Consider the following 13146-nt stretch of genomic DNA (forward strand, 5'->3'; position numbering starts at 1 on the left):
TCTGATTTACTACCTTTGACCAGTCTGCGAGTTCCTCCAAGATCCGGTTCGAAGTTTGTTCGTTTGGGGGCACCACGAAACTCATGAAATTACCTAAATATCAAAGCGTTAAAGTGCAGTCGCTAGATTCGAAGGTGACACAAGAGGTGACGTTATGCCTCTAGTCATCGCTGAACTTGGAGCGATCATGATCTTAGCAAGGCACGTATCGCAGAAGAAAGAGGGTGGTGTTAACCAAGTCCTAAACAGTCACGGTCGTGAGAACGAGGTGAACCTCTTTTTGGATGTCTGCGTGCAACAGCTGCCATCGACATATTTAATCCGAAATGATCGACCATCGTCGTCCAAGCCAATTTCCAGCAGCTTCTGGCACTGGCCGCCAAGATATTCAGAATAGTTTCTTTTTTGTTGCATCCAGTGACGTTTCGATAGGGGCAGGCGCTACGGGCTGTTCAGCTCAACTCGATGGTATTGCCGAAAAAATAGATGCTGGAAGGTTTCGTTATACTTTGTATGAACTCCACCCATTCTTCTCCGTAAACCTGCTCGAAAGATTCCGGGTAGGCCCAGACTGCATTGTGGTAGGTAAATGTGGTCAGCAAAACACCTAGCGTGCAGGCGCTGGCAAATTCCCTCTGCTTACCTTTGAAAAGCATCGAAACAAACAGACCAGCCATGCTTGCAAGGCCAATTCCGACAATGTCTTGCGCGCCGGGTTGCCCACTTCCAGGCACGTTAACCAGCTGAGACTGAAAATAGCGTGTCAGAAAAACTGCAATAGCACCTAGGAAAAATGCTCCGATGAAAGAACCGGGGTATGCTAATCGTACCCAGATGCTGTCTGTTCTGACAGGAGTGGCTTTGCCGGCGGCCACTTCGGCGCGCTGATTGATGCTTGTAACGCGGTCCTGAAAGGACTTTTGTTCTTTCTGCATAATAATACTCAGGGACCTTGATGAATCATCTCAATCAAACACCCCTCGGAGTAGCGAAGCTGTAATGAGCGTGCAGCCCTGGCGCGTGTGAACCTGTTCTGAGTAGAGCTTGCGCATCATTTTGGGAAATCACATGAGGTTGCGTAGCAAGCGTGTGGGTCGCCAACAAGCTGCGTGCTTTTTGGCCTACGCAAGCATTTGCAGCCGGGATGTTTGCCGGTTCTCTTGGCGGCAAGCAACTTGCGGCTTTTCAATCACTTTGGTTGGCAGTATGAGTTTCGGAAGTCACCCGCTTTACAGCTTTGGTGGCGCGCGGATGTGGCGAAACTGGTAAACGCAAGGGACTTAAAATCCCTCGCCCTAGGGCTTGCGGGTTCGATCCCCGCCATCCGCACCAATTTTTACTGAAATGAGATAGTGCCAGATTGCCTTTGCCCGAGATTACAGCCGGCTTGGCAGGCAATGCGGCGACTGTTCAGCAAGATGGATGGCAGCTGAAGAGGGCATTTAAGTACGGTTCTAATGATGTATGATCAGACCGGGAAACCAAGTTGGTTGATCAGGCGCCAGATATCACGGTTTGCCGTCGACAATTGCGCTACGATGCTTTCGATTTCCTGAATGGCCTTTTCATCAACCGTGTCTTCACGCCCCAGCTTAATATCGGTCTTTCGGTCCGCAATGCGCATCAGGATGGTCTTGGGGTTCCCGCTGTCGGCATCAAAGGAATAGATGCAATGGTTATACCTGTTCCGAATGGACGACAGTTTGGCCAGCCGTTGCGTGTGGGCCAGGATCGGATCGCGAATTTCGGCAGGGCGGCCTTCCATCTTGGCAAGACGTTCAACCAGATCGATCCGGGCGCGCGTCGTGTTGAGCGTCAAGAAGATGATAACGGCGACGTCCTTGTTGGTGCCGCTCAGCCCGGCAATCAGGTGGATCAACAGGCTTTCTGTGTTGGTCCACATGTAGTTCAGTTTGCCGACCAGCAAGATTAAGCGGTCAAAGCGGGTTTCCAGCGTCTCAGTCAATGGTTTGTCCGTGCGCTTCATCGGACGCCACTTCGAAATAGAACTGTGCTGCCGCGGTCCGGTTGCTTACACCGATCTTACCGGCAACATTGTGCATGTGCAGCTTTACCGTGTGCTCAGTGATGCCGAGGTTCGACGCGATGATCTTGTTGCTTTGCCCTTTCGAGACAAGGTGCAGAACCTGTTTTTCCCGCCGCGTCAGCCGGGAATAGATCGGATTAGGTTTCTTTGGATTTTGTTCTGGCTTTGCGGGTGTTTCACGCAGCAAGCGGGGTTTGTTCTGATTTTGCAGATTTGACACGCAATCAGCCATAAAGCACGGCAGATACAATTCCTCATGCATCAGCAGGCGCAGAATGGACCGCCACACATCCGGTGCAACATTCATGGGAAGATAGCCGACATCCCCGAACTGCCCCCGATCCCAGTTTTCGAACAGAAAACGGGCCGAGTCCTCTTTGCGGTATGCAAAGGCCAAACAACCTGATCCGGTTGCTTCGGTATAGACCTGCGGGCGGGCCAGCAAATCGTCTAACATAATCTGATCGACAACAACCACTTTGCCAGCCGCGGCAACCGGGGAGCCGGAAGTTTTCAAGTCGGCGATGTCGTCATACCGATGAGCGGCCACACCGAATTCGGATTGAACGCTTCGCAGTGTCTGGTTGGAAAAGAAGAGTTCCTTGCCGATGAAATTGATCGAGAAATCTTCGGTACTAACATCAAGTTGGGCAATATTATCCTGTAACGGATTGCTCATTATTTCCCCCTATAAACCCACGCCACAAAATCGGTGACGAAATCGTAAACAACAATCGGAACACAAATTAACGGCAAATTAGCCGACAGTCCTCACCGACTATACCTGAAAGTCTAATTTTCTTCAATAATTCGTATCGCCCTGCCAATTGGGACTAGAACTATTGATTAGGTTCGCCATGGCCGTTCTCGTAAAAGTAGAGAAAAATTATGGATTTAACCGAGTGGTCGAATTTCCGCCGCATTTTCGTGTATTTGCGCGTTAATTTTAGGTTAATTTTTAAAATTTTTAATTAAATCAGCATCTTACCATATCTAATGCTTTAGGGCAGCTATTCAGGCAGCCTTCCCGCTGCAACCATGTCCCTGCTTCAATTTGAGAAGCTTGGTTCCTGACGTGTCCGCGATTCGTGAATTTGCACGAATCTTGATTATCGCGGACAGCGCATCGGCTTAGCCGGGAAAGGAAGGTGGTGAACGAATCAACCAAATGAAACCGCTTCACGCGCGTATTGCGCCTGAATGCTCAAATTTTTTGTTTCAACTGCGCCAGTAGCCGTTTTGTAGATGAATGACGGTCGGGCGCTTAAAAAGTGGAATTTTGAAATGAGACGCAACCATCAACAACCCGTCAATGATATTACAGCCATCGGCGAAGTAGAAGTCGATGAAGCATATGTTCATGTCGAAGCAGACGTGACCGTTGAAGAAGCAGAAATTGACGCGAACAATAATGAGCAAAGTCAGGGTCAGGACCAAGGCCAGGACCAGGATCAGGGTCAGGATCAAGACCAGGGGCAGGATCAGGGTCAGGAACAGGGTCAGGAACAGACTGCAGACGCGGACCAGCAACAGGGTCAGGACCAAGGTCAGGATCAGGACCAGACTCAAACCAACGGTGACAACACCAACGATAACTCCAACTCTGTAAACATCGACTTTGGTGAGGAAGGTCTCCGCCCCAATGACGATGATCTGGTTGATGTCGACGTATATGACGGTGGCTCAGTCGAAGACATTATCACCGTCGGAAACGACTTTAACTATGATCCGGGCGACGACATGAACCTGGATATCTCGTTGGACGGTCAAGGCAACGACATGCTGGCCATCAACAACCAGGTGGCCCACCTGAACGACGATGACCATCTGGGCGCGGCACGTGTGTCGAATGACGGTGGTACCTTCGAACAGCACGGTGATGCCCATGGTGGCGAAGCCAACGCTGCTGAAGGTATTGCATCGCACGCAGACGGCGGTGACTCCGGTGACGGTGGATCAACTGACGGCGGCAATGCAATGTCCTACACCAAAGGCGCATCTGCCTATGCCGGTGGTGGTGAAGCAGGTGATGCTGACGCCGACGCAGATGCCGGAAACGGCGGCGACTCGGGTGATGCAACAACCTTGGGTCTGAACGTTGGTAAAGGCTATGCAAGCGCTGACGGTTCCGGGGACGGTGGCGACAGTGGCGATGCAAGTGCCGACTCGAGTGCCGACAATCACGGTGACTCGGACGCGTCGGATGCTGACAGTGACGGTGGCGACGGCGGTAATGCCGGATCGATCGGTCTGGGTCTTGGTGTTGGTCTGTCGGGCGCTGGCAATGATGGCGACTCAACCGGCGGTGACAATGACTCCGATGCTGACGCTGACCAAGACAGCGATGCAGACGTCGATTCCTCGACTGGAGACGCAGACGGCGGCGACAGCGGTGCTGGCAACTTGGGTCTGGGCCTTGCAGGTAGTCTTGCGGGCAGCCTTGCCGGTAGCGACGCCAGCGGCGACGGTGGCAACAGTGACGGTGGCAATGCCAATGGCGGCGACGGTAGCAATAACGACGCAACTGGCGGCGCGGGTACCGGTGGTGCCGGTGGTGCTGGCAGCCCTGACGACGACTTCGAAGCTCCTTCAAATGGTGGCGGTGCCGGTGGACCTGGAACTGGCGGTAACGCGTTGAACGAGAACGTCACCGGTGGCGGAACTGGCGGTAACGGAGCCGGTGGTTCAGGTGACGGTGGTGACGCGGATGCGGACGCAGATGCGACTGCGGATGCTCAAGGTGTCGGTAACCAGGATGCGGATTCCGCGGGCGGTGCCGGTGGGTCCAACAATTCCGATGGTTCGGCAGATGCTAGCGGATCCGCTGACGCGATGGCCGACGGTGTCGGTGGCGGCGGCGGAGCACTGGATCTGGACGCAACTTCGGATGCCAGCGGTTCTGGGTCTGTAGACGCTGACAACGACGCCGGTAATGGCGCAGCTTCCAGCCTTTGGGCGGTTGCGGACACTGATGGATCCGCTGACGCGATGGCTGACGCAATCTCTGGCTATGGCGGCGCAGGCAGCTCCGACAACGATGCAACGGCTACCGGATACGGTACATCGGACGGTACGTCCACGTCAGGCATCGGTGGCGGCGGCGGTGCTGCACAAGCCATGGGTGGCCAAGGCGGTAACTCGCACGGCTTCGTCGATATTGGTGACACCAAAGGTGGCATGCAGCAAGGCGGCGACGCATCGGGTGCGAACTCGGGCGCAGGTGGTGCCGGTGGCAACGCTGGTGACTGGGGCTCGGGCAACGGTGGCGATGGCATCGTCAACGGTGAGTCGCACGCATCGGCCGCAGCGGTCGTCGATACTTCGGCGTTCAATCAGTCGATCGTCATGGGTGCTAACGTTCTTGGTAACTCGGTCGATACGACCATGGTTGGCGGCAACATGTCGTCCAGCTACTCCAGCGACGACACCGACGTTTAATCGGAAGCAGAGCTCGCTTTGGCGGGCTCTGACCTCTTAAAAACTGCCGGGGGCGCATAATGCGGCCTCGGCCCAACTTAACCTAAACCGGAAATTTCAGGCTGGGGCGGGGAAAGGAAACTAAAATGGCACTCGACAGTATTACGGAACAAATTGCACATTTTGTTGGCACTTTTGAACTTACGACCGAACAGGCCCGTTGGCGTGATTTTTATGAAGAATTTACTGCTCTGCGTAAGAAAGCAGAACTTGAGGGTCTCGAAGATCCGGCCCGCATCAATGTCAAAGCCAATCTGAAAATGGATCCGGGCGATTACGGCCCGGTGCCTTACAAGTTTGGACCCGCACAAGATGATGTCCCCCCACCAACGGAAAATTCTGGTCTGATTGATGGTGCTGATGGGGCACCCGGCCCTGCGATCGGCCCGGATGCCATCTTGCCCGAAGATGCGCCGGGATTCAGCTCGTTTGTGCAGATGAACATCATTCTGGAGCCCGAATACATCACCGAGCTGATTGGATCAGCGGTCACCTACACGGTGCAGAAAATCCATCTGATCGACAACGATGTCGTGGGCGAAGGTGACTTCCGCGATGTCGAGGCCCTGATGGCGCAAGCCGACGCGCTGCAAAGCGCGGCACTGTCCTTGCATGCCATATCGACCCCATCGATCCACATCCAGGACTATCAGTCCGGTGAGGCTGTCGAACAACTCATCGAACAAATGCAATCGCCCATTAATCTTGAGATTGAAGGCGTAACGGTACATCAATTCCACGGCGAGGATGCCTCGGGCATTATCGTGAATGGCGAGTATATCGATGAAATTCCAGACTTTTTGGAACTGCTGCCGGAACATCACAAGGAAGATTTGGAGGACGAAGACGCCGAGGACGAGTTGGCCGAGGCATTGCCGGCCGAATGGGATCAATCTGAAGACCCCGAATTTGAAGACGGTCATTCGGTGGTCGCGGGTGGCAACTATGCCGTCAACGAGGTCGCGGTATCGGTTGGCTGGGTCGATGCGCCCAACATCGTGGTCGGTGGGCAGGCGATCAATCTGACGGCTGTCAGCCAGGTCGCCGTCGTCTCTGATGTCGACCAAGGTGCGCCGGGTGCGCAAAGCGACACGCATGTTGTCCAGTCTTCAAACATCGCGACCGAAGCCAACGAGGCATCATGGGTGGAACACAATGTCTCGGATAATCCCGATCAGGACCCGATTGTCATGATCGACTGGATTTCCGGTGATCTGCTGGTGACCAATTTCATTGAGCAGCTTATCGACGCCACGGATATTGACCACATCAATACGGAAATCTCAGCTTCGTCCACAGCCTATACGCTGGGCGATAATGATATGGCCAATGTGACCAACATCATTCAGCTGGGCAGCTACTATGATGTGATCATTATTGGCGGCGATATGGTCTCGATCGACGTTGTGAACCAGACCATCGTTTTGTTGGACAATGATGTGATTCACGGCGCAAGCCCGACGGATGCCGAAGACAATCTTGTAATGAACCAGGTATCGTTGACGACCGAAGGGGAAGACACCCACGAAGAGTTAAGCGACAATCTGGCCAGCACGGTATCTTTGCAAGAGGTGGATACCGATGCACTGGAAGACGCGTTGTTGAACGATCCGATGTTTGCCGGAACAGAAGTGGTGCGGGTTCTCAAGATCGAAGGTGACCTGCTGCAGATCAACGTCATTGACCAGGTAACCATGTTGCAGGATGACGACGATGTTTACGTCGAAAACTCAAGCGGAGAAGGGGTTTCCGCGCTAGGTGCGGGCAACGCGCTATTGAATTCGGCCAACGTGACCAAAATGGGAATCGACTCTGTCGTGATGGCGCAAGAGGGCGAATACTCGGATGTGATGTTGCATCAGGCCAGCCTTATCGACAGCCCAGAAGAGGAAAATGCCGAGCTTGTCAACGAAGCGATCGCGATGTTGTTGGAGGATGTAGACGGGCCGGGCAATTCGGAAAACGCCCCAGGCCAGAGCAATCTGACGTCCTCAGAAGCGGCTGCCATCGACGACGGCCTGCAATCTATGCTAGCGTAGTAACCCTGTTTGTTACGAGTGTTTTGAAAGTTTTAACATGTCGATTGTTTTTCCGTCGCGCCCGAGACGATACGCCAGTCCGTTGGATCGTAACGCTGGTGCCGTTTCCAAGCCGCCAAGTGCGAGCAAATCAGATTTGAAACGGAAAAAAGTTCTCGGATTGCGCTTGAGCGAAGATTTACGCGTTAGTAGTCCGCCAGACGGTGAACGGGAGGCAGTCGCCAAAAGCGATGCGAGCGCCGGCAAAACCGTGAAAGCTGATCCTGAACATCACGAAGTGAAAGAGGAACCGCACCTGCGCGCCGGATCTTCCCCCCGGCGCAAGCAGCCGCAGCCTGCCGAAGACAATGACCAACAGGGCAGCGGTGATGGGGTGGCCGATGTCGAGGGCCCCGATCCTGAACCCGTCAATAAAACGAGCGACCGTACACCCCCCGCGTCGCGCTCGAGTGGCGGTGATCGCATGGGCACCACTATCGAGGCCAAAGCGAACGAGCCAATGCTGCGCAGTAATTCTGGCGGCGGCGATGGCAAGGGGCCACCCCAAACATTTCACAAGCGAACGCCGCCTGAAGATTTTCAGGCGACGTTGCGCACTTCGTTACGCGCGATCTATCGCAATCTGGCTTTTGTGCTGGTTCTGACCTGTGCAACGAATGTTCTGATATTGGCGATCCCGATCTATCTGTTCCAGATCAGTGACCGCGTCCTGACTAGCCGGTCGTTGGACACGCTGATCATGTTGACCGCCATTGTCGCCGGGGCAGTGATTTTCCAATCCGCCTTCGATGCGGTGCGGCGGTTCATGCTGATGCGCACCGCGGTTGAGGTGGCAGCCCGTCTGGGTGCCCCGGTTCTCAGCGCTGCGGCGCATGCGTCGCTGCATGGCTCTGGGCGGGAATACCAAACACTGGGTGATTTGCAGCAAGTGCGTAGCTTTTTGGTCTCGGGGACACTGATTTCCTTCCTGGACGTGCCCTTCGCACCATTGTTCATCCTGATGATCTTTTTGGTTCACCCGCAGCTTGGGATGATCGTGATCGTTACGGCGGTTTTGCTGATGACAATTGCATTCATCAACCAGCGTATGACGGCCAAACCCTTTGCCGAAGCCAACAAGGCGCAGTCCATGGCCAACATGCATCTGGATTCGATGTCGCGAAATAGTCAGATCATCAACGCTCTGGCAATGATCCCCGAGGCCGTGCGCATCTGGGGACGCGACACCGCACAATCCCTGACATGGCAGGTCCGCGCGCAGGACCGGAATGTGATTTTCGCGGCCATTTCGCGGGCGGTGCGTTTGCTGACGCAGATCGGCATTCTGGGTTGGGGCGCGTTTCTGGCTTTGCAGGGTGAGATCACCGGCGGCATGGTCATTGCGGCCTCAATTATCGCGGGCCGCGCTTTCGCGCCGATCGAGGGTTCGATCGAAGGCTGGAACGGCTTCCTTCTGACACGCGGAGCCTATGGCCGGATCAATCAATTGCTATCCAACTCGGCCCTGCAATTCGAAAAGCTGCGCTTGCCGCGCCCCGAGGGTCGGCTGGACGTGGAACGCCTTCTCTATGTGCCTGGCGGCACCAAGCGTGTTGTGCTGAACGGGATCAGTTTCTCGCTGAACCCGGGTGAAACTTTGGCCATCATCGGCAACTCGGGTGCGGGCAAGACCACGCTGGGCAAAACGCTGGTTGGGTCAATCCTGCCCACATCCGGCAGCGTCCGGCTGGACCTGATGGATATCCGCAACTGGGATCCGCGTCAGTTTGGCGAAAGCATCGGCTATCTTCCGCAGGACGTGCAATTGTTCCCCGGTACGATCAAAGACAATATCGGCCGGATGCGGGACGATGCGACCGACGAACAAATCCACGACGCCGCCGTTCTGGCCGATGTACACAACATGATTGCCACGTTGCCGCAAGGCTATGAAACCGTAGTGGCTGCGGATGGGTCACCTTTGTCGGGTGGTCAGAAACAGCGCATCGCACTGGCGCGGGCCTTCTTTGGCAATCCGCGCATGGTGGTTCTGGACGAGCCGAACTCGAACTTGGACGTTGCTGGTGACAGGGCCCTTGCCCGGGCCATCGAACAGGCACGGGAAAGCAAGATTACCGTCGTAGTGATCACGCAGAAACCAACGCTGCTGAACGTGGTCGACAAGATCATGCTGCTGACGGATGGCCGTGTGGCGCTGTTTGGTCATCGCGAACAGGTTCTGCAACAACTGAACGGGCCGCGTAATAATCAGCCCGGCATTCAAAACAATTAAGGGGGGTGCGACATGAATGAACTGGTACCCGTGAACAACGATCCCAATGATCCGACCGTCTGGTATGCCGAAGTTCCACGCTCGATCAATCGTCTGGTCGTAATTGGGCTTACCATGCTTGTCGTTTGCTTTGGCGGTTTTGGCGTCTGGTCGTTCAGTGCACCGCTGGCCGCTGCTGTGATTGCACAAGGTAGTTTTGTCGCGACAGGTCGCAACAAGATCGTGCAGCACCTTGAAGGCGGTATCATCGAGGAAATCCAGGTTGTTGAAGGTCAGGCTATCAAAGCCGGGCAAGTGATGATGACGCTGGATCAGACCTCGGCCGAAGCCAATGAGCGTGAATTGTTCATCCGTAAAATCCGCCTGCAGGCCATGTCAGATCGTCTGAATGCCGAGTACAATGAACTGCAGCGGCTGGAGTTCTCGCCTGACCTTATTGCCAATTCAGAAGATACAGAAGTTCTGTCCATTCTCGATGGGCAAAAGATCACTTTTGATCTGTCCCGCAAGACGCTGTTGAACGACATCGCTCTGCTCGAACGCAACATGGAAGCTCTGAGAATTCGCTCCAGCGGGTTCAATGCACAGTTGGACAGCATGGTGCGGCGCTCGGAAATCCTGCAGGAAGAACTCGAAACCAAGCAGGCGCTGTTCGAAAAAGGCCTGGTGCGCAAAGGTGAGCTGAACACGATCCGTCGGGTTCAGGCTGAAGCGGAAGGGCAACAAGCACGGCTGCAGGCCGAAGCGGCCGAGATCAGCCAGATGTTGTTGAAATACGAAGAACAAATTACCCGCACCCGTGCTGCCTATCGTGAGGCCGCGCTGGATGAGTTGGGCGTGATTGAAGCCGATCTGGAAAGTGTCCGTGAAAAAGCTCGCCAGGCCCGCAGCGTTCTGGACCGCGCCGTTGTGCGGGCTCCGGTATCCGGGACAGTGGTGCGACTGCACTATCATACGCCGGGTGGTGTGATCGAAACCGGTGAACCCATTGCCGAGATTCTACCTGCAGACGCTCCGCTGATCATCGAAGCACAGATTCCGCGCACCGAGATCGACAGTGTCGTGACAGGCCAGGACGCCACTGTGCGTCTGGTCGCCCTGAATCAGAGGACAACACCGGTGCTGCAAGGGCAGGTGTTCTATCTGTCTGCGGACTCGGTGATCGAGGATTCAACTGGAGCCCCGCAAGAGGTCTATCTGGCCCGCATTTCACTGGAACCAGAAGAGATTGAACGCGTGCGCGGCTTTATCCCAACACCGGGTATGCCCGCAGAGATCATGATCCAGACCGAAGAGCGGACCTTTGCGGCCTATATCGCGAAACCTGTGACGGACAGCATGTCGCGCGCGTTCCGCGAACAATAACAGGGGCGGTCTACACCTTCCATTTTTCGCATGTTAGCCTGCGGTGATATTCACCGGAGGATTACTGATGCCATTGACAGTAAAAGCCATGATGGAGGCCGCAAATGCGGTCGTCGAACGTGTAGACACCGATTTTGCCCAACAAGTCATGGAACAGGGCGGGTTGCTTCTGGATGTGCGCGATGCCGTCGAATTGCAGCAGACGGGCCGGGCCAATGGCGCTCATCACATTCCGCGCAGCATGTTGGAATTTCGCGCCGATGAAAGCTTGCAATCTCACGACCCCGAGCTTCGGAAAGACCGCCCCATCGTTCTTTATTGTGCCGCTGGTGGCCGCGCCGCTTTGGCCGGTAAGCTGCTGAAAGACATGGGATATGAGCAGGTCTACAATCTTGGCGGATTGCCGGATTGGATTAATGGTGGGGGTGAGGTGTCGTCCTAAAAGATCAGGCGTTCAGAAACGCCCTTACGGCGGCTTCGAATTCGCGCGGTTTTTCGGCGTGCAGCCAGTGGCCTGCACCGGGGATTTTGGCAAACCTGGCGGCCGGGAATAGCGTGCGGATCAGGTCACGGTGTTCAGGCAGGACATAGTCAGAATCGCCGCCCGAAAGAAACAGGGTCGGACCATCCCAGGTTGCGTCCAGCTGCGGAAAACCCATGATTTTGGGCATCTCGGCGGCCAGAACATCCAGGTTCAGTAGCCAGCGTTGCCCCTGAACATCCAACGACTGCGTGAAAAAGCTTTGAAGCGCTTTTTCTACACCCAGTTCGGCCAATTGCTGTGACGCATCCGAACGTCGCTCGACTTTTGACAGGTCAACGGCGCGCATCGCCTCGATGAACTGGATCTGGCTATGAGAATAGGTGACTGGCGCGATGTCGGCGACCACCAGTTTGCGCAGCAGTTCGCCGTGTTGCAGCGCCAGCGTCATCGCCGCCTTGCCGCCCATCGAATGGCCCACCACGTCGGCTTTGCCGCCAAAATGCGTGATCACTTCGGCCAGATCATTGGCAAGGTCGCCATAGCTGTGCTGCTCGGTCCACATGCTGTACGCGTGGTTGCGCATATCGACGGCCACAACCTGCCGCTCATCAGCCAGCCGTCTGGCAATTACGCCCCAGTTCCGGGCCGAGCCGTACAGCCCATGCGCAATCAGCAAAGGGGGGTTCGCGGTCGGTTCACCATGTATGATCGTGTTCAGCATGAAGTCGTGATACCCGCCGTGAATAGAAACGACCAGCCCCATTGTCGCCTTCGCAAGAGGCGGCTAGATTGGCGGGCTTGGAGGCCTCGTCATGTCGGAAAAAACAGATATCCAAACCCAGATCGCGCAGACGGTTCAGTTGCTGCGCAAAAAGCTGGGGGTGCGGGACAAGACGCTGACGGCTTCGATCCGCAAGGCCAAGCGGCAACTGCCCCGGCGGATTTACAAACAGGCCTTGCTGTTGGCCAGTGCCGAGCCGATGGCGGCACATCCAAAGCTGCGGCTGGTTCTGGATACCCCGAAACTTGCGCGTGCGTCAGAAGAGGTTCAGGCGCATCTCAGCGGTATCAATCGCGCCGACCGACGGCTGGGCTGGTTCCTGGGGATGCTGGGGGGACTGGCGTTCAACCTGATCGCTTTAACGATTCTGTTGCTTGTCTTCTTGTGGTGGCAGGGTTTTATCTGATCCGTATGAAAAACGGCGCCTCAAAGGCGCCGTTCAAGTCTTTAATTTTCGACCTGATTACAGGTTCGGATAGAGAGGGAAGCGCGCGCAGAGGTCCGCGACCTCGGCTTTGACCTTGGCTTCGACGGCGCTGTTGCCGTCTTCGCCATTGGCGGCCAGCCCGTCGACCACCTCGATGATCCAGTCGGCGATCTGGCGGAATTCGACCTCGCCAAAGCCGCGGGTGGTGCCGGCGGGCGAGCCCAGGCGGATGCCGCTGGTGACGGTCGGTTTTT

Annotated in this window: 10 protein-coding genes, 1 tRNA gene and 1 pseudogene; 7 read left to right on the forward strand and 5 right to left on the reverse strand. The window is 55.4% G+C overall.

Features of this window, described 5'->3' with window-relative positions; translation table 11 throughout:
* Positions 1 to 452: 452 nt before the first annotated feature.
* Positions 453 to 935 (reverse strand): hypothetical protein, encoded by a 483-nt coding sequence (locus ACR0DL_RS19670; protein ID WP_480690843.1) that lies wholly within the window; start codon positions 933 to 935, stop codon positions 453 to 455.
* A 312-nt stretch (positions 936 to 1247) separates the two neighbouring features.
* Here ACR0DL_RS19670 and ACR0DL_RS19675 point away from each other — a divergent pair.
* Positions 1248 to 1332: transfer RNA gene (locus ACR0DL_RS19675), tRNA-Leu, on the forward strand.
* Between the two features lie 136 nt (positions 1333 to 1468).
* Here ACR0DL_RS19675 and ACR0DL_RS19680 read toward each other — a convergent pair.
* Both ACR0DL_RS19680 and ACR0DL_RS19685 read right to left on the reverse strand, forming a co-directional pair.
* Positions 1469 to 1987, reverse strand: coding sequence for a hypothetical protein (locus tag ACR0DL_RS19680; protein WP_170398754.1), 519 nt, complete (start codon positions 1985 to 1987; stop codon positions 1469 to 1471).
* On the reverse strand, positions 1959 to 2726 hold the full coding sequence (locus tag ACR0DL_RS19685) for a helix-turn-helix domain-containing protein (RefSeq protein WP_480690845.1): 768 nt from the start codon (positions 2724 to 2726) through the stop codon (positions 1959 to 1961). Before ACR0DL_RS19685 ends, ACR0DL_RS19680 begins: the two co-directional genes overlap by 29 nt.
* 605 nt (positions 2727 to 3331) lie before the next feature.
* Between ACR0DL_RS19685 and ACR0DL_RS19690 the strand changes: the two genes are divergently transcribed.
* The 5 genes from ACR0DL_RS19690 to ACR0DL_RS19710 all read left to right on the forward strand — a co-directional run bounded on the left by ACR0DL_RS19690 (position 3332) and on the right by ACR0DL_RS19710 (position 11642).
* The gene (locus ACR0DL_RS19690; protein ID WP_480690847.1) at positions 3332 to 5485 is read left to right on the forward strand and encodes a hypothetical protein; all 2154 of its coding nucleotides are present in this window, start codon (positions 3332 to 3334) and stop codon (positions 5483 to 5485) included.
* Positions 5486 to 5610: 125 nt separating this feature from the next.
* Positions 5611 to 7563 (forward strand): type I secretion protein, encoded by a 1953-nt coding sequence (locus tag ACR0DL_RS19695; protein WP_480690849.1) that lies wholly within the window; start codon positions 5611 to 5613, stop codon positions 7561 to 7563.
* A 250-nt stretch (positions 7564 to 7813) separates the two neighbouring features.
* Positions 7814 to 9835, forward strand: a complete 2022-nt coding sequence (locus ACR0DL_RS19700; protein WP_480690851.1) for a type I secretion system permease/ATPase — start codon at positions 7814 to 7816, stop codon at positions 9833 to 9835.
* A gap of 12 nt (positions 9836 to 9847) precedes the next feature.
* On the forward strand, positions 9848 to 11200 hold the full coding sequence (locus ACR0DL_RS19705) for an HlyD family type I secretion periplasmic adaptor subunit (protein WP_170351284.1): 1353 nt from the start codon (positions 9848 to 9850) through the stop codon (positions 11198 to 11200).
* Between the two features lie 67 nt (positions 11201 to 11267).
* A complete protein-coding gene (locus ACR0DL_RS19710) occupies positions 11268 to 11642 on the forward strand; it encodes a rhodanese-like domain-containing protein (protein ID WP_170379222.1) in 375 nt (124 codons plus the stop codon).
* 4 nt (positions 11643 to 11646) lie between these two features.
* On the opposite strand, the gene ACR0DL_RS19715 is transcribed toward ACR0DL_RS19710, so the two are convergent.
* Positions 11647 to 12447: an alpha/beta fold hydrolase gene (locus ACR0DL_RS19715; protein WP_480690853.1), complete on the reverse strand. Its 801-nt coding sequence runs from the start codon at positions 12445 to 12447 to the stop codon at positions 11647 to 11649.
* A gap of 49 nt (positions 12448 to 12496) precedes the next feature.
* On the opposite strand from ACR0DL_RS19715, the gene ACR0DL_RS19720 reads away from it, so the two are divergent.
* Positions 12497 to 12871, forward strand: a complete 375-nt coding sequence (locus ACR0DL_RS19720; protein WP_170362584.1) for a hypothetical protein — start codon at positions 12497 to 12499, stop codon at positions 12869 to 12871.
* A 57-nt stretch (positions 12872 to 12928) separates the two neighbouring features.
* Here the strand turns inward: ACR0DL_RS19720 and glyA are convergent.
* Positions 12929 to 13146: pseudogene (glyA, locus tag ACR0DL_RS19725) on the reverse strand (serine hydroxymethyltransferase); the annotation flags it as partial.

The sequence above is a fragment of the Ruegeria sp. BB5 genome (genome assembly GCF_056539405.1).

Bases quoted from the DNA above. Each gene is read 5' to 3' on its own strand.
- ACR0DL_RS19670 (WP_480690843.1), bottom strand. From the start codon at position 935: ATGCAGAAAGAACAAAAGTCCTTTCAGGACCGCGTTACAAGCATCAAT.
- ACR0DL_RS19710 (WP_170379222.1), top strand. From the start codon at position 11,268: ATGCCATTGACAGTAAAAGCCATGATGGAGGCCGCAAATGCGGTCGTC.
- ACR0DL_RS19705 (WP_170351284.1), top strand. From the start codon at position 9,848: ATGAATGAACTGGTACCCGTGAACAACGATCCCAATGATCCGACCGTC.
- ACR0DL_RS19680 (WP_170398754.1), bottom strand. From the start codon at position 1,987: ATGAAGCGCACGGACAAACCATTGACTGAGACGCTGGAAACCCGCTTT.
- ACR0DL_RS19685 (WP_480690845.1), bottom strand. From the start codon at position 2,726: ATGAGCAATCCGTTACAGGATAATATTGCCCAACTTGATGTTAGTACC.
- ACR0DL_RS19695 (WP_480690849.1), top strand. From the start codon at position 5,611: ATGGCACTCGACAGTATTACGGAACAAATTGCACATTTTGTTGGCACT.
- ACR0DL_RS19720 (WP_170362584.1), top strand. From the start codon at position 12,497: ATGTCGGAAAAAACAGATATCCAAACCCAGATCGCGCAGACGGTTCAG.
- ACR0DL_RS19715 (WP_480690853.1), bottom strand. From the start codon at position 12,447: ATGGGGCTGGTCGTTTCTATTCACGGCGGGTATCACGACTTCATGCTG.
- ACR0DL_RS19690 (WP_480690847.1), top strand. From the start codon at position 3,332: ATGAGACGCAACCATCAACAACCCGTCAATGATATTACAGCCATCGGC.